Annotated in this window: 19 protein-coding genes and 1 pseudogene; 13 read left to right on the forward strand and 7 right to left on the reverse strand. The window is 43.6% G+C overall.

All coding sequences use genetic code 11. The annotated features are described in order from the left end of the window. The first annotated feature begins 3 nt into the window (after positions 1-3). Genes cysN through cysC form a run of 3 tightly spaced genes read left to right on the forward strand, consistent with a single transcriptional unit; the run spans position 4 to position 3,810 of the window. Positions 4-1,431, forward strand: coding sequence for a sulfate adenylyltransferase subunit CysN (gene cysN / locus DA100_RS14575; protein WP_138972794.1), 1,428 nt, complete (start codon positions 4-6; stop codon positions 1,429-1,431). A 24-nt stretch (positions 1,432-1,455) separates the two neighbouring features. Then, positions 1,456-3,180 (forward strand): SLC13 family permease, encoded by a 1,725-nt coding sequence (locus DA100_RS14580; RefSeq protein ID WP_138972795.1) that lies wholly within the window; start codon positions 1,456-1,458, stop codon positions 3,178-3,180. 12 nt (positions 3,181-3,192) lie between these two features. Next, on the forward strand, positions 3,193-3,810 hold the full coding sequence (gene cysC / locus DA100_RS14585) for an adenylyl-sulfate kinase (protein ID WP_138972796.1): 618 nt from the start codon (positions 3,193-3,195) through the stop codon (positions 3,808-3,810). A 52-nt stretch (positions 3,811-3,862) separates the two neighbouring features. Here cysC and DA100_RS14590 read toward each other — a convergent pair whose 3' ends face one another. Further along, positions 3,863-4,324 carry a chemotaxis protein CheX gene (locus tag DA100_RS14590; RefSeq protein WP_006878545.1) on the reverse strand — a complete coding sequence of 154 codons (462 nt, stop codon included), beginning with the start codon at positions 4,322-4,324 and terminating at the stop codon, positions 3,863-3,865. A gap of 16 nt (positions 4,325-4,340) precedes the next feature. Beyond that, complete coding sequence (zur, locus tag DA100_RS14595) at positions 4,341-4,805, reverse strand: zinc uptake transcriptional repressor Zur (RefSeq protein WP_138972797.1); 465 nt, start codon at positions 4,803-4,805, stop codon at positions 4,341-4,343. Between the two features lie 425 nt (positions 4,806-5,230). Here zur and DA100_RS14600 point away from each other — a divergent pair, with 425 nt between their 5' ends. Continuing rightward, entirely contained in the window at positions 5,231-5,443 is a 213-nt protein-coding gene (locus DA100_RS14600; protein WP_138972798.1) for a hypothetical protein, read from the forward strand. Between the two features lie 376 nt (positions 5,444-5,819). Here the strand turns inward: DA100_RS14600 and DA100_RS14610 are convergent, their stop codons facing one another. Together DA100_RS14610 and DA100_RS14615 are read right to left on the reverse strand one after the other, a co-directional pair. Continuing rightward, positions 5,820-6,140 (reverse strand): hypothetical protein, encoded by a 321-nt coding sequence (locus tag DA100_RS14610; protein ID WP_138972800.1) that lies wholly within the window; start codon positions 6,138-6,140, stop codon positions 5,820-5,822. A 39-nt stretch (positions 6,141-6,179) separates the two neighbouring features. Further along, positions 6,180-6,689 (reverse strand): annotated as a pseudogene (locus DA100_RS14615) (helix-turn-helix transcriptional regulator); the annotation flags it as partial. A gap of 240 nt (positions 6,690-6,929) precedes the next feature. Between DA100_RS14615 and DA100_RS21010 the strand changes: the two are divergent. Together DA100_RS21010 and DA100_RS21015 are read left to right on the forward strand one after the other, a co-directional pair. Further along, positions 6,930-7,067, forward strand: a complete 138-nt coding sequence (locus DA100_RS21010; protein ID WP_171052226.1) for a hypothetical protein — start codon at positions 6,930-6,932, stop codon at positions 7,065-7,067. Next, a complete protein-coding gene (locus DA100_RS21015) occupies positions 7,067-7,231 on the forward strand; it encodes a hypothetical protein (protein ID WP_171052227.1) in 165 nt (54 codons plus the stop codon). Before DA100_RS21010 ends, DA100_RS21015 begins: the two co-directional genes overlap by 1 nt. A 3-nt stretch (positions 7,232-7,234) precedes the next feature. On the opposite strand, the gene DA100_RS14625 is transcribed toward DA100_RS21015, so the two are convergent. From DA100_RS14625 to DA100_RS14635, 3 genes are all read right to left on the reverse strand, one after another. Continuing rightward, positions 7,235-8,257 (reverse strand): BsuBI/PstI family type II restriction endonuclease, encoded by a 1,023-nt coding sequence (locus DA100_RS14625; RefSeq protein WP_138972802.1) that lies wholly within the window; start codon positions 8,255-8,257, stop codon positions 7,235-7,237. 7 nt (positions 8,258-8,264) lie between these two features. Beyond that, positions 8,265-9,257 carry a DNA cytosine methyltransferase gene (locus tag DA100_RS14630; protein ID WP_138972803.1) on the reverse strand — a complete coding sequence of 331 codons (993 nt, stop codon included), beginning with the start codon at positions 9,255-9,257 and terminating at the stop codon, positions 8,265-8,267. 93 nt (positions 9,258-9,350) lie between these two features. After that, positions 9,351-9,662, reverse strand: a complete 312-nt coding sequence (locus DA100_RS14635) for a tyrosine-type recombinase/integrase (protein ID WP_138972804.1) — start codon at positions 9,660-9,662, stop codon at positions 9,351-9,353. A 97-nt stretch (positions 9,663-9,759) separates the two neighbouring features. Between DA100_RS14635 and dusA the strand changes: the two genes are divergently transcribed. From dusA to DA100_RS14670, 7 genes are all read left to right on the forward strand, one after another. Beyond that, positions 9,760-10,761: a tRNA dihydrouridine(20/20a) synthase DusA gene (gene dusA / locus DA100_RS14640; RefSeq protein WP_138972805.1), complete on the forward strand. Its 1,002-nt coding sequence runs from the start codon at positions 9,760-9,762 to the stop codon at positions 10,759-10,761. A 163-nt stretch (positions 10,762-10,924) separates the two neighbouring features. Then, on the forward strand, positions 10,925-11,134 hold the full coding sequence (pspG, locus tag DA100_RS14645) for an envelope stress response protein PspG (protein WP_138972806.1): 210 nt from the start codon (positions 10,925-10,927) through the stop codon (positions 11,132-11,134). A 131-nt stretch (positions 11,135-11,265) separates the two neighbouring features. Beyond that, positions 11,266-11,919, forward strand: coding sequence for a TIGR04219 family outer membrane beta-barrel protein (locus tag DA100_RS14650; RefSeq protein ID WP_138972807.1), 654 nt, complete (start codon positions 11,266-11,268; stop codon positions 11,917-11,919). A 148-nt stretch (positions 11,920-12,067) separates the two neighbouring features. Next, positions 12,068-12,298: a hypothetical protein gene (locus tag DA100_RS14655; RefSeq protein ID WP_040895308.1), complete on the forward strand. Its 231-nt coding sequence runs from the start codon at positions 12,068-12,070 to the stop codon at positions 12,296-12,298. A gap of 126 nt (positions 12,299-12,424) precedes the next feature. Further along, positions 12,425-14,275: an assimilatory sulfite reductase (NADPH) flavoprotein subunit gene (locus tag DA100_RS14660; RefSeq protein ID WP_138972808.1), complete on the forward strand. Its 1,851-nt coding sequence runs from the start codon at positions 12,425-12,427 to the stop codon at positions 14,273-14,275. Further along, positions 14,275-15,996 carry an assimilatory sulfite reductase (NADPH) hemoprotein subunit gene (gene cysI, locus DA100_RS14665; protein WP_138972809.1) on the forward strand — a complete coding sequence of 574 codons (1,722 nt, stop codon included), beginning with the start codon at positions 14,275-14,277 and terminating at the stop codon, positions 15,994-15,996. Before DA100_RS14660 ends, cysI begins: the two co-directional genes overlap by 1 nt. After that, the gene (locus DA100_RS14670; protein ID WP_138972810.1) at positions 15,989-16,768 is read left to right on the forward strand and encodes a phosphoadenylyl-sulfate reductase; all 780 of its coding nucleotides are present in this window, start codon (positions 15,989-15,991) and stop codon (positions 16,766-16,768) included. The genes cysI and DA100_RS14670 overlap by 8 nt, the downstream gene beginning before the upstream one ends. Positions 16,769-17,489: the final 721 nt, after the last annotated feature.

Here is a 17,489-nt window from a genome sequence, read left to right on the forward strand (position 1 = left end):
AACATGAACAGCGTAGTAGAAGCTCAATTAGAAGAGCTAGGTATCGAAGGTTACCTTACACAGCATCAATACAAATCACTGCTTAGATTCCTTACCTGTGGATCAGTAGATGATGGCAAAAGTACTTTAATCGGCCGATTACTGCATGACTCAAAGCAGATCTATGAAGATCAGTTAGCGGCCGTACATAACGACAGTCAACGTGTGGGCACAACTGGCGAGCGTCCTGATCTAGCGTTGTTGGTCGATGGATTACAGGCAGAGCGAGAGCAGGGGATCACGATTGATGTCGCGTACCGTTACTTCTCTACTCAAAAACGTAAGTTCATCATTGCCGACACTCCGGGGCATGAACAGTACACACGCAATATGGCAACAGGGGCATCAACGTGTGATCTGGCGGTGATCTTAATTGACGCTCGTAAAGGTGTGTTGGATCAAACTCGTCGTCATTCGTTTATCTCAAATCTATTGGGTTTAAAACACTTTGTTGTTGCCGTGAACAAAATGGATCTTGTCGATTACTCACAGCAACGATTTGAACAGATCCGCGATGAATATTTGGAGTTTTCTAAGAATCTACAGGGTGAAATCGATATTCAGATTTTACCGCTGTCGGCTTTAGAGGGTGACAATGTTGTAGATGCAAGTGAGAACTTGAGTTGGTTCGAAGGTCCATCTTTGCTTGAGATCCTTGAAACGGTAAACGTTGATCGTGATAAGGCCGTTGGTGAGTTCCGTTTCCCAGTCCAGTACGTGAATCGACCAAACCTAGATTTCCGTGGTTTCTCTGGCACGATTGCGTCAGGTTCTATCAACGTTGGTGATGAGGTTAAGGCGTTACCTTCAGGCAAAACATCGAAAGTTGCTCGTATTGTGACTTTTGATGGCGACCTAGAGCAGGCACAAGCTGGACTGGCAGTGACGCTCACTTTGGAAGACGAAATTGATGTTAGCCGTGGTGATCTAATTGTTCTAGAAAAGGCGCAGATTGAATCGAGTAACCATCTCCTAGCTGATGTGGTTTGGATGACAGAGCAACCGCTTCAGCCGGGGCGTGAGTATGACATCAAGATTGCTGGCAAGAAAACAGTGGGTCGTGTTGAGTCCATTCGTCATCAGTATGACATCAATAACCTTTCAACCCATAGTGCGGTTGAATTACCACTCAACGGTATCGGTTTGTGTGAATGGACGCTGACTGAGTCAGTGGCACTCGATAGCTACACCTCATGCCAAGATACTGGTGGGTTTATCATTATTGACCGCTTAACCAATGTGACAGTTGGTGCTGGCTTGGTACGTGAAAGCTTGACTCAGGTGGAAACGAAAGTCGGTGATTTCTCTGCATTTGAGATCGAACTTAACGCGTTAATCCGCAAGCATTTCCCACACTGGGAATCAAAAGATATCAGTCAGTTACTTAAGTAACCGTCTTACTGGTAGGGAAGTAATATGTGGCAACAAGGATTTGTGTTAGCAATATTATTAGGCATAGTAACCTGCCTGTTGGCTACGCGGATTAAACCGAGTTATATCTTCGCAGGTGCAGCATTCATTGCTTTTCTTGGCGGAATGATTGAGCTCGGTGATGTTGCCACGAATTTTACTAACTCTTCTCTACTGACTTTGGTGCTGCTGATTTTGGCTTCAGCAGCATTGGAGAAAACGCGTTTGGTGAGTTGGGTCAGTCGTTCATTGTCTAATGGTCGTCTAGCCACTGTGGTTGCAAAACTTGGAATTTCAACCGCGTTACTCTCTTCATTTACCAATAACACCGCGGTGGTAGTATCTCTGATTGGTGCCATTAAGCGCAATCAGCAGCATGCCCCATCTAAGCTGTTGATCCCTCTCTCTTATGCGGCGATTTTGGGTGGTACGCTCACTTTGATCGGTACATCCACAAACTTGATCATCAATAGCTTTGTTGAAGATGCCGGTTTGCCGAGTTTAGGTTTTTTTGCCCCCACGTTGATCGGTTTGTCTGTGCTGCTTGGTGGCTTGATGATCTTGATCCCCATGAGTTACTTTCTGCCTGATTATGAAGATCATACACAGGATGAGCTGCCTTATTTCTTAGAAGCGCGTGTCGAGCCTGGTTCGCCGTTAGTAGGACGGAGCATCAGTGAAAACAACCTACGTGCGTTACGTAAGTTGTTCTTGGCTGAAGTGGTTCGTGATGGTCAGACTATGCCTTCGGTCGAACCAGACTTTGTCCTTCAAGCTCGTGATCGATTGTTGTTTTGTGGTGATATCGAAAGTGTCGCCACTTTACAGGAGATTCAAGGTTTAACCCTATTTGGTCAGCACCACCTTAATGGACAAGGGTTTGTTGAAGTCGTTGTCAGCTCTTCGGCCAGTTTCTGTAATAAGACGCTGAAATCGAGTCATTTTCGAGATCGATTTGATGCAGTAGTGGTAGCTATTCGTCGTGGCCACGAGCGTTTGCAAGGTGGCTTGGGGAATATCACTCTAAATGCAGGGGATACCTTAGTACTTGTTCCTGGTAAGCGTTTTGAACAAGAGCGACAAGCCCATCGCAAAGAGTTTGTGTTGATCAATGCGCTTGGTTCAAGTGCTCGTCTAGACACGAATAAATCGACTTGTGTGTTATTGGGTTTTGCTGGTGTCATATCCTTAGCTTTGCTTGACTTGTTTCCATTGATAAAAGGTTTGTCCGTCTTTCTTTTAGCGGCGCTCTTTTCTGGCGTCATCCAACTTGCCGAATTGCGTAGACGCTTTCCCATCGATATTGTTGTGATCGTTGGTTCGGCACTGTCAATCGCACAACTGATGTTGTCATCCGGTTTATCGGTCAGTTTGGGTCAGATGTTTATTGAAGGATTCAATGGGTGGGGAGTCTTTGGTGCTTTGGTTGCGACTTACTTGCTTACTCTTATTTTAACTGAGCTTGTTACTAACAATGCTGCGGCCGCATTAGCATTTCCAATTGGTTACAGTATGGCTTTGGGCTACGGAGTCGATCCTATGCCATTTATTATGGCGGTGTTGTTTGGTGCAAGTGCGAGCTTTATTTCACCCTACGGTTATCAAACTAACCTTTTGGTTTATAGCGTAGGAAATTACAAAATTACTGATTATGTTCGAGTGGGAATTCCTTTATCGATTGTTTACTCCGTGTTGGTGTTAACGCTGATTCCACTCTTCTTTCCGTTTTAAAAGGACTCAATTATGACTACGGAAACACCGACTAAAGACGAAAATGTTGTTTGGCATCATCACTCGATTGACAAAGAATTTCGCGCCAAACTCAAAAGACAGCAACCCGTTGTGCTTTGGTTTACTGGCTTGTCTGGCGCAGGTAAGTCGACCGTCGCAGGTGCTCTAGAAACGCGTTTGGCTGAATTGGGGCATCACACTTACTTGTTAGATGGAGACAATGTTCGTCATGGTTTGTGTAGTGATCTTGGGTTCTCTGAGCAAGATCGCCGTGAAAACATCCGTCGCATCGGTGAATTGGCTAAGCTGATGGCGGATGCTGGTTTGATCGTCTTGTCCGCTTTTATCTCTCCTCATCGCGCAGAGAGGCAGTTGGTACGTGAAATGCTGCCAGAGGGCGAGTTTTTAGAAGTGTTCGTCAATACTTCATTGGAAGTGTGTGAACAAAGGGATCCTAAAGGTCTGTATAAAAAAGCGCGTGCAGGGGAGATTACTAATTTTACTGGTATCGATTCTGAGTATGAAGCACCACTCAATCCAGAAATTGATCTTCGGGCAGGTGAAAAGTCAATTGATGAGCTGGTTGATGACTGCTTACAAGTATTAAAAGCCCGTAAGGTGATTGCATAAATAAAAAACGCTTCTCTAGAGAAGCGTTTTTTATTTGTTTATCTGTTAAGGGTTATTCAAAACAGATCTCAATAAATGCGTTACCCCATTGAGAAGTGAACGGCATGATAATGATAGAACCTTCGCACTTGTGACGGATGGTGTGGCCTTTACCAGAGACAACGACAGGCGTCGCCATATCAAAATCAAAACCACTTTCGGCTAGGATACGTTTTGCACCACCCGTTACCATGTTAGTGATTTCACCCACCATGTCTGTCACTTCATCGTTCAGCCCATTAGGGCGTTCACCAAGCATATTCTGCATAATTTCAAGAGCGAGGTTTTCATCGAAAGTAATCGACATAGAACCGCGGCTTTGCGGGCCTACCATCCCGATTAAACCTGAAACATCTCCACGTGCAATTTCATCTTTTTTGACACGAGGTTTCTGTGGCTTCAATTCCAGTGAAGCCATCGTTTTCAAAACATTCATCAATGAAGCTAAAAACGGGTTTACAAATTCAGCGCGCATAATCTTCTTCTATATCTTATTTCGCTTTGTCAGAGGCACATGACTGACAAATACCATGTGATTCAATAACGTGATTGTTGATGGAAAAACCATGTACTTCCGCATTCTTCTTTAGCAAGGCTACCAAACTATCATCTTGCAGTTCAATAACGTTGCTGCATCTGTCGCAAATCAAAAGATGCGAGTGATGCTTATGGGCATTGCAGGAGCAGCATTGAATATAGCTGTTGGTTGATTCAACACGGTGGATGAATCCCTGTTCGAGCAAAAAGTCCAAGGCTCGATACACAGTAGGTGGTTTGGCCTGGGGTTCACTTACTTTTAACTCGTCTAAAAGCTCATAAGCACTTGCAGCCTTTGGACTTGAGCAAATCAGCTCAAACACTCTTTTGCGTTGGGCGGTAAGCCTTACGCCTCTGGCTGCACATATATCTTCTATTTGCTTTACTAACTGCTGGTCCAAACTTATCACCGTTACCAATGGACATTTTTAATAATATACCATTTCTTGCGGTTTATCGTCGCTCTGTAGGTAATATCAATTCGCTATGTCAGCAGGTTACTTATTCGAAGGATGAATAGTAGTAGCCTGACTTTAATGGCATAAGTTACATTATCTACAATAAAAACGATACAAATTACAGCATTTTACTCACTTCTCATTGCCGGCTTGTGTCCAAGATCTGTAAACCGCGCTCAAAATCAAATTCTTCCAGTGCCTTAGTCAGCTCAGAGAGCTGGTTTCGCGACAAACCAATTTGCAGCCCAGATTGCAGTCCATTGATGATAGAAATTAACACGCTACCTCGTTAGTTTTATTTTTTTATTGATTGTATTGACAATATGGTGATGGTTTCACATATTTATATCAGCTTTGATTCATCAACAGAGGCTAGGTTGAGACTTATGGATAGATCAAACTTAAGGACGTTGGTCGATAGCATTCATGCTGAAATCAGTAACGATAGGCTACACGGGTTACACCGAACCAGTGTGGCATTGGAAGAAGCGATGACTGAATCAGACCGTAGAGAGCTTGTGCAGTATTTTAACTATTTCTCGGTTTGTACGTTCACTGACAACGAATTGATCTTGGAGTATCCCAGTCTTACACTATAAAAATGTTGGCTAACCGAAGGGTTGGCCTTTTTTATTTCGACACAGTGTTGATTCAATCACTACGTCATGGTGGCATGCTCTTATGCACTTTAACTGGTGTAGATAGACAAGGACATGATCTATCAATAGAGAACTTAACCGCTTATTGTCATTCCTTAGTATTCCCTCATTTTTCCTGAATGTTTTCTCTTCTGTGTGTATAATCGCGGATTCTGTTTTGACCACGATGCTCACTGTATAGCGAGACTCACCTTATGAAACCTGATAACACTAGTAAATACGCGGCTAACCGCTTTTCCATTGCACCCATGCTCGATTGGACTCACTTTTAAGCTATAGCAAGGCTCGAAAGCGAGTCATACGTACTAAATAAGTACTATTGCAAAATTCTCACTGGCCCCACAAACGCTGTAGATTTAGAACCGGTGTTGAAATTAATCGATTCCACTTCTTTTAACGGCTTATGTGTCTCCAAAGACCATATCGACGCTTTAGTTTTCTCTTCATTTTTGTATAGCTCTATCATTCCCGTTCCAGTCTGGTTTATACGGATATCATATTGTTCGTCCGTAAATGCTGAAAAGGTAACGGTGCCCGCATCTATCAGACAACCAATTGTCTCGAACGATGAACCATCATTTTTCTCAAATGACAGTGTTACACCTTTTTCGTCCTTTGCTTGAAATACAGCTCTCATATTTTCCTCTTACATAAGTAATCTCACAGGATTAACTATTTACATTCTCTGCCCTGACCAAACCACTTCACCAATGATTTCAAAGTCTGCCCTGTGAACATCTTCTTTGCTTAGTTCCCAAGGTTCGTATGATGGATTGTCACTCACCACCTTAATTCCATTGGGTAGGAACTGAAGTCTTTTCACCATCAAGCGACCATCAAACCTAAACACGTAAATTCCATCAGTGGAAAAGCCGTCCACACGATTAACCATCACAATGCTTTGGTTCTTAAGGGTTGGGCTCATGCTGTCACCTCGTACCGGCATTAAGAAGATATTATTTGGGTTGAATCCAAGCTCTTGCCTAATGAATTTTTCACTAAACACCATCGCTTGAGATTCTTCTTCTTTCTCGATTAGAGCACCATGACCAGCACTTACTTCAATATCATAAAACTTAAGGTCTAGATAGCCCTTGGGTGTCAGTGAGCCACTTTTGGGTATCTCATTAGTTTTCAAAGAAATATCTTCAGGAATTTTTCCACGTGTTCGCTATGTCTGGATTGTTGAAGTTAAGAAAGGATCTGCCGCGCGGCGTTCGCAATAACAACCCTCTGAATATTCGCGAGTCTAAAGGTGACCGAACTCAATGGGAAGGAGAGCACGCGCTAGATTTGGACAAGTCATTTGAGGAATTTAGTCATTCTGTCTATGGGTTTAGGGCAGGTGCGCGCGTGTTAAGGAGTTATTCACGACAGGGTTATAAAACCTTGTCTGAAATAATTCATCGCTTTGCTTGGTGCGAGTGTGGCGCTGGTCACTGGTCACCCAGAACTGCTCACAGCCAGTGTTACTGCTGAGGGCGTTCAATACGGTGGTATTATTGGTACCACGTTGCCGATTCTGCTGGGTGCATGGGAAATGATTCGAGATGAGTTTAAGTGATGGCTGAATACCAAACTTTGATTATCGCTGTTGTTAGCGCTCTATCTAGTGGTATAGGTGTCGGCGTAACCCTTAAAACGGATGTTAAGTGGTTACGCTTGATGATGGAGAAGATGGATGAGAGGCTCACGAGGCTTGAAACGCGAGGTTCAAACTATGACTAAGGATTATTTACTTGTATATGGGGGGGAATTGTGCGGCCCTAAGAACTTGTCCCCATTAAAATGAATCATATGCTCTGGCTTATCAGCTAGCCAAACTTCTGTTTCCCATGCTATATCGCTTATCCACCTAGAGAAGTCCTTGCGCGTTAGGAATGCAGTCACAAATACAATTCCTGCTTTGCAGTCATTCAGCACTGTTCTTCTTAGCTCAATGCACCTTTCTGGGTTTAAAGGATTTGATGAGTGAACTGCTTCTATGAGGTATAACCAATTCTTTTCCTCGCTGTAAGCTATAATATCTGGCAGCATACCCCGATCTTCAATATTAAGCCCTAACTTTACCATTTCATTTGTAAACTTGAGCATCTGTTTATTAGAGGTATCCCCCACGTAAAGTACTTTTGCGTTATGACCAAAGATAGGAAGGAACTCTTCAATGACAGCCTTCTGAATTTTGTTATGTGGGCCGTCATCAAGTTTTATTGTCAAGCCTTCTGCTACCTGTACTTGTAGTTTGGTAGATTCGCGCTTCGCTTCAAGTTGTTCTAAATATTCGTAATCCACTTCGAAAGAGTTAACAGATGCTTCCCATTGTGGTGTGCCAAATGATCTAGCTAGTTCACCAAAGTCATCATGTATTGCATATCCCCTTGTGCCGTCATTTGTATCAGCCTTGGGGTTGTTAGCACTTTTAAGCACTAATCCCATTCCAACCGGCCGAACTAAATCCTTTCTTCGAATGTCATCGTAGCTACCTAAACTAATGCTTTCTTCAAAGTGTTTATTGATAAACCTAATTATATCCCTTGTCTTGAGTGAGTGACCATCTTTGAAAGACTTTGCCTCACCCCAGCTTTTACCTGGGGTTAGATCAAAAAGAGCTAGAGTACACATTGCAATTTTCTCTAAGCCTCTTTTTGTATAATCATCTAGCTTTACGCCAGCAGAACTCAATACCTCTAGGGCTTCCAAGATTAGTTGCTTTATGTCTTCGGATTTTTTTTCAGCCACTTTGTCTTTTTTCATAATCTACCTACAAAAGCATTAGCTGCTTCTCTGCGGAATTAACCTGTTGCCCATCCAAGTAGGAAACAATACTTTTGGCGATATGATATGACATTAGTGGCGGAACAGCATTTCCAACCTGTTGAAACTGTGAACTTTCGGAGCCCTTAAAATCAAACCAGTCAGGGAAGCTTTGTAAACGAGCTCCTTCTCTTACATTCAAACGTTTACGTCTGCCATCAGGAAGCCTTATGCGGTGCATATCGCCTGTTGCTCCAGCTAAGTTCCTACAGGTAACGGTTCGAGCTGGCCTATCCATATGAAGATCGCGAGGATTCTTACATTTTGAGGCCTTTTCATACTTTGCTATGTAAGCGTCTTGGTTTGGAGTAACAAATTTATGCTCAGGTAAAACAACGTGCGCAATATCTGATAAAGCATCTCCAGCTGTATACTTGTATTTAAAGGTGTCTGGGAATTCATAATTACCATCATGTCCAACTACTATTAGCCGTTCACGGTTTTGAGGTACCTCGTAGTTTACTGCTTTAACAAGCTCAAAGCTCACCGTGTAGCCCAGTAGTTCTAACTCCCTAATGATTTCATTTAGATACTCCCTATTTCTGTACATCATGCCTCTAACATTTTCGAACAGGCATATTTTGGGCTTTACTGTTTTAACAGCGTGAAGGAATATAGGGAAACCGTCTCTAGAGTCTTTGAGGCCTTGCTGCTTTCCTCCCACGCTAAATGGCTGGCATGGTGGACCACCGATAACAAGATCAGCTGATGGGAAAAGTGTATCCGTTGTTAAAGTGACTTGGTGACACTTACCACTCAAATTAGCGTTATAGGTGTCAACAGCATCTTTATCTTGTTCATACCCAATAGTTTCTATTCCTGCTGCTTCAAAGCCTAAAGCTAAACCACCGCAACCAGCGAATAAATCCAAGGCTATTAAACCGCTGTAAGGTGCTCTTTCAGGTTTCAGTTGTTCTAAGCAAGCAAAGTAAGACTTCATATGAACCTATGACTCCAAGGGGATCATGAAATAAATAATGGCCGATGATACTAACATTATTGTTCCTAGTTTCGCTCTCTTTTTATTTACGAGTTATGGGTTGTTACTATCGCTCTTGTTGTGAAGTCGGTAAGGGTAGAGCTGAGTATAAACTTGCCAAAACACGTTCAAGTTTCTGTGCCCCGTCACCTGAGCAACTTCTTCAATTGAATACCCTTTTTCAAATAGTCGGCTCGCGCCTTCTCTTCTCATATCGTGATAGCGCAAGTCTTCGATGCCTAGTTCATTGCATACACGCTGAAATCCTGCGGTAACGCTCCGCGCGTTGTAAGGGAAGATGCGTTCTCCCTGCTTAGGTTGCCTCTTAGCAATATCGAAGGACTCAGCGAGTAAGGGAACAAGCATATGGTTGCCGCTTTTTTCCTGAATGTTTTCTCTTCTGTGTGTATAATCGCGGATTCTGTTTTGACCACGATGCTCACTGTTTAGCGAGACTCACCTTATGAAACCTGACAATACTAGTAAATACGCGGCTAACCGCTTTTCCATTGCACCCATGCTCGATTGGACGGATCGACACTGCCGTTACTTCCACCGCTTGTTGACTAACGAGACTCTGCTTTATACAGAGATGGTCACCACGGGGGCAATTATTCATGGTAAAGGTGACTTCCTAGCATATAACCAGGAAGAGCATCCAGTCGCCCTGCAATTAGGCGGTTCAAATCCTAAGGACTTGGCTACTTGCGCTAAACTGGCGGCAGAGCGTGGCTACGATGAGATTAACTTAAACGTTGGCTGTCCATCTGACCGTGTACAGAATGGCCGCTTTGGTGCTTGTCTAATGGGCGAGCCTCAGTTGGTGGCAGACTGTGTTGCAGCTATGCGTGATGTGGTTGATGTACCTGTAACAGTAAAGACCCGTATTGGTATTGATGATCAAGATTCGTATGAATTCCTGACAGACTTTGTTTCGATCGTCTCAGAGAAAGGCGGTTGTGAGCAATTTACTATCCATGCCCGTAAAGCTTGGCTTTCTGGCCTTAGTCCAAAAGAGAACCGAGAGATCCCACCACTGGACTACCCACGCGCATATCAACTAAAGAAAGACTTCTCTCATTTAGTGATCGCTGTGAATGGTGGCGTTAAAACTCTGCAAGAGACTAAAGAGCACTTGCAGCATCTTGATGGTGTGATGGTAGGGCGTGAAGCATATCAGAATCCCTATATCTTAGCTGAGGTCGATCAACAGATCTTTGGATTAGATAAGCCAATTAAAAAGCGTACTCAGGTTGTGGAAGAAATGTATCCATACATTGAACAGCAGCTTTCGAATGGGGCGTACTTAGGTCATATTACTCGTCATATGTTGGGTTTGTTCCAGAACATGCCGGGTGCTCGTCAGTGGCGCCGCCATATTAGTGAAAACGCTCATAAGCCAGGATCGGGCATAGAAGTGGTCGAAGCGGCACTAGCGAAAATTCCAAAAGAGTTGAATGTGTAAAAATTACCAACGGGGTTGGTGAAAATTACCATTATCTATCGAAGAAAAGAGCGCTATTTAATAGCGCTCTTTTTTATTTTTCTATATTTTCAATGCCTTAGCATGTTGGTCAAGGTTGGCACGCATCCTGAAATAGAGGTTAGTAACAACAAAGGAGATTGATATGTTTGAGCTAATCTTTATTTTGGTATTTGTAGCAACATTACTGGTCACTGGAGTGACTATGGTTACCGTGTTTGTCGGAGTTGCTTTTTCTCTGGCAGTCATGGTGCTTTTAGGAATGGTTGGCGCAGTGATCAAGCTCATTCCATGGTTGATTGTGATTGCTATTGGCGTTTGGTTCTTCAAGAACTATGTGGTTCAGCCTCGATAACAGGACTCTACTGAGAAATATTTACTGGCTAGAGGTATGTCTATGTTAGAATTTGACGAACATCATACTTATCTAGCCATGTGCAGCTCGATTCGGGGCTGTCTGAAGTGAATACTTGGAGAACTAATCCCATGGGTTTTAAAACCGCCAGTGCATTCGCCATCGCGGCAGTCGTTTCTGCGTCAGCTTTCGCTGAGTCCTCTCTAACAACTAAGTTTGGCGCTGAAGCGTGGCTAACAGACACTAAAGTGAACGAGGTCACTCGAGATGGTGATACAACACCAAGTGTTTATGTAGCGGTTGAACACGGTATCAAATATGTGCCTGATGCACGTCTTCGTTACACCAGTGTTGATGCTGATTACACGGCGTTTGATAAACTGGATCTAACTTTGTACTACCGTATTATGGAGCATGATTTGATGCACTTTGATGCGGGTATGACGTTCAGCGATCTGAGTGGCACTAAGTACATAAACCCAGAGAACAACGCTCGCGCTACGTTCGATAAAATGATTTGGGCTTGGTACGGCTATGCTGAGATTACGGTTCCTAACACCAACTTTGATGTCATTGGTGAGATGAACTTCGGTAACAGTGATGGTATTAAGAGCACTGACTTGATGGCTGGTATGCAGTACCGCATGCCTGTAGGCGAAAATACGCTAGCATTCCGCGGTGGCTACCGTGTGATTGATTTAGAGTCTGAAGAGTTCCCGAATACTAAAGGCGACCCGTTTGTATTCGCAAATGGCTTCTTCGCTGGTGCAGAGTTCTCGTTCTAAACCACAAATTGATTTCTTTAAAACGCCGGTTTCTAAAGCGGCGTTTTTTTATACCTATTAATTATATCTCATCATTTCATTTAGAACTTTCGCGGTTTTTAGCCATGCTTAAGAAGGAATTATGTTTTTAGCCAGAGAAAGGAATCTCATGACTATCACTGAACTTCGAAATCTATACCGCGAGCATCAGTTAGTAGAAGCCATTATCGAGCCTTCGGCGCAAGAAGGAAGCTGGATTGTGGAATTTCGCCATGCTCGTGGTGGCTTTGTTCTTTTGACCGACTCTCACGGTGAAGAGTGTCATTATATGGACCTCGATCTAGCGTCAAAGTCAGCAATGGCGGTAGGTTTCAAACAGGTTCGCGTAGAGGCAAAATAGCATTTGTTGATTGTTGTCTCCCTATTCTTTAATTCAAAAAGTTATAAAACATTCACTTCTATTCTTTCTTGTTATTAAAGAGAGTGGTTAATCTATCATCACGCAATGAATAGGGATGTCGAGACCATGTCTTTAAACAAGAACGTGTCCTCTCAAGGAAACACGCCACAAGAACTACCATCGATCGCAGCTCCTCTGAATGATCAACAGCTGAACTCGCTACAACAGACCGTTGCAGACTTGTCTTCTCAGCAGTTGGCATGGGTGAGTGGATATTTCTGGGGATTGGCCCAAACACAGACCGTGTCTGCTGCCGCACCAATCAACCAAGCCGTTGCTGCTGTAGCGGCAAAGCCTGCTGGCAAACTATCAATTATTTTTGCTTCACAAACCGGCAATGCTAAAGGTGTTGCAGAAGCGCTAGAGCAAGAAGCAAAAGCCTTGGGTATTGAAGCAGAGCTATTCGATGCCAGTGACTATAAAGGTAAGAACCTAGCCAAAGAAACACATGTAATTATTGTGGCTTCAACGAATGGTGAAGGTGAAGCGCCGGACAATGCGATTGAATTGCATGAGTTTTTGCAGTCTAAGAAAGCACCTAAATTAGCGAACCTGAAATATGGTGTGATTGGTCTGGGTGACTCTAGCTATGAGTTCTTCTGCCAAACTGGTAAAGATTTTGACGCTTACCTTGCGAAGCAAGGCGCGACGGCTTTCATTGATCGAATTGATTGTGATGTTGACTATGAAGCGTCCGCGTCTGAATGGCGTGCTAAAGCGCTGGAGACAGTGAAAGAAGATCTCTCTTCTGGGCAAGAAGCGGATATAGTCCAGCTTCCAGTGGCTCAGGCTGCTGGACACTCTCAGTACAGTAAGCAAAAACCTTATACTGCCACTTTGCTGACTAGCCAAAAAATTACAGGCCGTGATTCAGGGAAAGATGTTCGTCATATCGAAATCGACTTGGACGGCTCGGGCTTAACATATCAACCGGGTGATGCGCTTGGGGTATGGTTTGAAAACAGCTCTGAGCTCGCTAACGCAATCTTAGCAAAAGTGGGTTTATCTGGGGTGGAAAGCGTTGAAGTGGATGGTGAAAGCCTGTCAATTCATAGTGCGCTGGTGGCTAAATATGAGATCACTGCATCTAACCCACAACTGGTCGCGAAGTACGCCGAACTGTCCGGTAGTAAAAAACTACAAAAACTGGCTCAAGATAAAGACCAATTGCGAGAATACGCAACAAATACCCAGGTCGTTGATGTTCTTGATGAAAAGAAAACCAAGTTAACCGCAGATCAACTGATTGGTTTGCTGCGTCGTTTGACCCCTCGCCTATACTCAATCGCTTCGAGTCAGGCAGAAGTAGACCAAGAAGTTCATCTAACCGTTGGCCTTGTTGAATATGATAAAGGTGACGATAAGCGCTACGGCGGTGCCTCAAGCTTCTTGTCACAGCGACTGGAAGAGGGCGGGGAGGTTAAAGTGTTTGTTGAAAACAACAATAACTTCAAATTGCCTCAAGATGACAACACTCCCGTCATTATGATTGGTCCGGGTACTGGTATTGCGCCTTTCCGTAGCTTTATTCAAGAGCGAGATAACCGCGATGCTGAAGGCAAGAACTGGTTATTCTTCGGTGACCGCACCTTTACTCAAGACTTCCTCTATCAAGTGGAGTGGCAGAAGTACCTCAAATCTGGATTACTTAATCGTCTAGATGTTGCTTTTAGCCGTGACCAAGTAGAGAAGGTCTACGTCCAACACCGCATCCTAGAAAATGCTGAGCAGGTTTGGCAGTGGATTCAAGATGGTGCCTATATCTATGTTTGTGGTGACGCAACTCGAATGGCAAAAGATGTGCACGAAGCATTGGTAATTGTTGCTGAGCAACAAGGCAAGATGTCTCGTGATGATGCAGAAGAATTTATTAACGACTTACGTAAAGCAAAACGTTACCAAAGGGATGTGTACTAATGAGTAATAAGCAGGAAGTATTGGGTGAAGTTCTAGGACCTCTTTCGGATAACGAACGCCTCAAAACTCAAAGTAATTTCTTACGTGGCACAATCGAGCAAGATTTACAGGACCGTATTACTGGTGGATTTACAGCAGATAACTTTCAGCTGATTCGTTTCCACGGAATGTACCAGCAAGATGACCGCGACATTCGAAATGAACGTGCTAAGCAAAAACTCGAACCATTGCACAATGTAATGCTACGCGCGCGCATGCCAGGTGGCATCATTACGCCAAAGCAGTGGCTAGCGATCGATAAGTTTGCAACCGAACATTCGCTTTACGGCAGTATCCGTCTGACTACACGTCAAACGTTCCAGTTTCACGGTGTGCTTAAGCCAAATATCAAGCTTATGCACCAGACTCTAAACAGCATTGGGATTGATTCAATTGCGACTGCGGGTGACGTAAACCGTAACGTACTATGTACCACCAACCCAATTGAGTCTGAGTTACATCAAGAAGCTTATGAATGGGCGAAGAAGATCAGTGAACACCTGCTTCCTAAAACCAAAGCGTATGCTGAAATCTGGTTAGATGGTGAGAAAGTAGAAACAACAGAAGATGACGAGCCAATCCTGGGTAAGACTTATCTTCCTCGTAAGTTCAAAACAACGGTTGTGATTCCGCCACAAAATGATGTCGACGTACATGCGAACGACCTTAACTTTGTCGCGATTGGTGAAAACGGTAAGCTGGTGGGCTTTAACGTATTAGTCGGTGGTGGTCTGGCAATGACTCACGGTGACACTTCTACTTATGCTCGCCGTGCCGATGACTTTGGTTTTGTTCCACTAGAAAAGACACTTGATGTTGCCGCTGCGGTAGTAACGACTCAGCGTGACTGGGGTAACCGTTCAAACCGTAAAAATGCAAAAACTAAATACACACTAGACCGTGTTGGTATTGATGTATTTAAAGCAGAAGTAGAGAAGCGAGCTGGTGTGAAGTTTGGCGATAGTCGTCCATACGAGTTTACTGATCGTGGTGACCGCATCGGTTGGGTTGAAGGTATCGATGGTAAACACCATCTGGCACTGTTTATTGAAAACGGCCGTCTACTGGACTTCCCGGGAAAACCACTCAAAACGGGTGTTGCTGAAATTGCCAAAATCCATAAAGGTGATTTCCGTATGACGGCAAACCAGAACTTAATTGTTGCTGGTGTGGCTAAGAGCCAGAAAGCTAAGATTGAGAAGATTGCCCGCGAGCACGGTTTAATTGATGACAGCGTGAGTGAACAGCGCAAAAACTCAATGGCGTGTGTCGCATTCCCAACCTGTCCACTGGCGATGGCTGAAGCTGAACGTTTCCTTCCGCAGTTTGTTACTGACGTAGAAGGTATCCTTGAGAAACACGGTTTACCTGAAGAAGACAACATCATTCTTCGTGTTACGGGTTGTCCAAATGGCTGTGGCCGGGCAATGTTGGCTGAGATAGGCCTGGTTGGTAAAGCACCTGGCCGTTACAACCTTCACTTAGGTGGTAACCGGGCAGGTACACGTATTCCGAAGATGTATAAAGAGAACATCACAGACAAACAGATACTAGAAGAGATTGATCAGCTCGTAGGCCGTTGGGCTAAAGAGCGTGAAGCTGGCGAAGGATTTGGTGATTTTGCTATCCGTGCTGGCATCATCCAAGAAGTCAAAGTATCTAAGAGGGACTTGCATGCTTGATTCTGTCGCTTCCAAACCGAAGTTAGCAGAACTGCTCTCATTAACTAAGACGGAGCAAATACTCCGTCTTGCACAAATTAATGGTGAGCTAGAGAAGCTAACCGCTGAGCAAAGAGTTGCTTGGGCATTAGAAAACCTCGAAGGTCAGTTTGCGGTCTCTTCAAGTTTTGGTGTTCAAGCGGCTGTGATGCTACACCTTGTGACTCAACAGTCCCCAGATATCCCAGTCATCTTAACCGATACAGGCTATCTATTTCCCGAAACGTATCGCTTTATCGATCAGTTAAGTGAACAGTTGACTTTAAATCTCAAAGTTTATCGAGCAGTAGAGAGTCCAAACTGGCAAGAAGCGCGTTACGGAAATCTGTGGGAGCAAGGTATAGAGGGAATAGAGAAATACAACAAGATAAACAAAGTCGAACCAATGCGTCGCGCGTTGGATGAACTAGAAGTTGGAACTTGGTTCTCTGGCCTACGCCGAGAGCAATCTAAGTCACGTACCAACTTGCCGATCTTGTCTATCCAAAATGGTGTGTTTAAATTCCTACCCGTAATCGACTGGACTAATAAAGATGTTCATTACTACCTAGAAGAACATGGTCTGCCATATCACCCGCTAAGAGATGAAGGTTATCTGTCCGTTGGTGATACCCATACCACGAAAAAATGGGAACCAGGAATGAGTGAAGAAGAAACTCGTTTCTTTGGTTTAAAGCGTGAATGTGGACTTCATGAAGATGATGGTAATGAGCAAGATGGTTCCGGTATCTAATCTGCTCTCTTATATATAAGAAGAAAGGTCGCAATGCGGCCTTTTCTTTTGTCTAAAAAATAGCAATTGTGGATAACTCTGTGAGTATGATGTTTGCTTATTTTGGGTAAAGTTGGATAAATAAAACTTTGAGCGAAAAAACGACATTTAGATGTTATTTTTGCAATTTTTTCAAAATAACGCTTGCCAATGTGAGCGCGATCTCTATAATGCCACCTCGTCGACAGGGCAAGAGCTCACAAGGGTTCAAGCGAAGTCGATACGGTTAACTAGCCAAGCAAGTTGCTTGAAAAAAAAGTTTGAAAAAAGTGGTTGACACTAAAACTTAAATCGCTAGAATGGCCGCCTCTTCCGAGTGATACAAATCACGCAGAAGAGAAGCTCTTTAAAAATATAGACCTATCAATCTGTGTGGGCACTCGTTGATGATAATCCAATTAGAAATTTCTCTAAATAAAGAGGGGTTTCAAATTAGGTTTCAATGAAACGAAGTGACCATTCGAATTGGGCAACAGCCTTGAGCTGTTTTGTTTTACTTTTTCAAAAGTAAAGACCAATAAGAGCACAGTCAATTCAAACATTACTTATGTAATGTTCAGTATTCATTGAGCCGAACAAAATCTTAAATTGAAGAGTTTGATCATGGCTCAGATTGAACGCTGGCGGCAGGCCTAACACATGCAAGTCGAGCGGAAACGAGTTAACTGAACCTTCGGGGAAC

This window comes from Vibrio sp. Hep-1b-8 (assembly GCF_006124995.1).
Classification (GTDB): domain Bacteria; phylum Pseudomonadota; class Gammaproteobacteria; order Enterobacterales; family Vibrionaceae; genus Vibrio.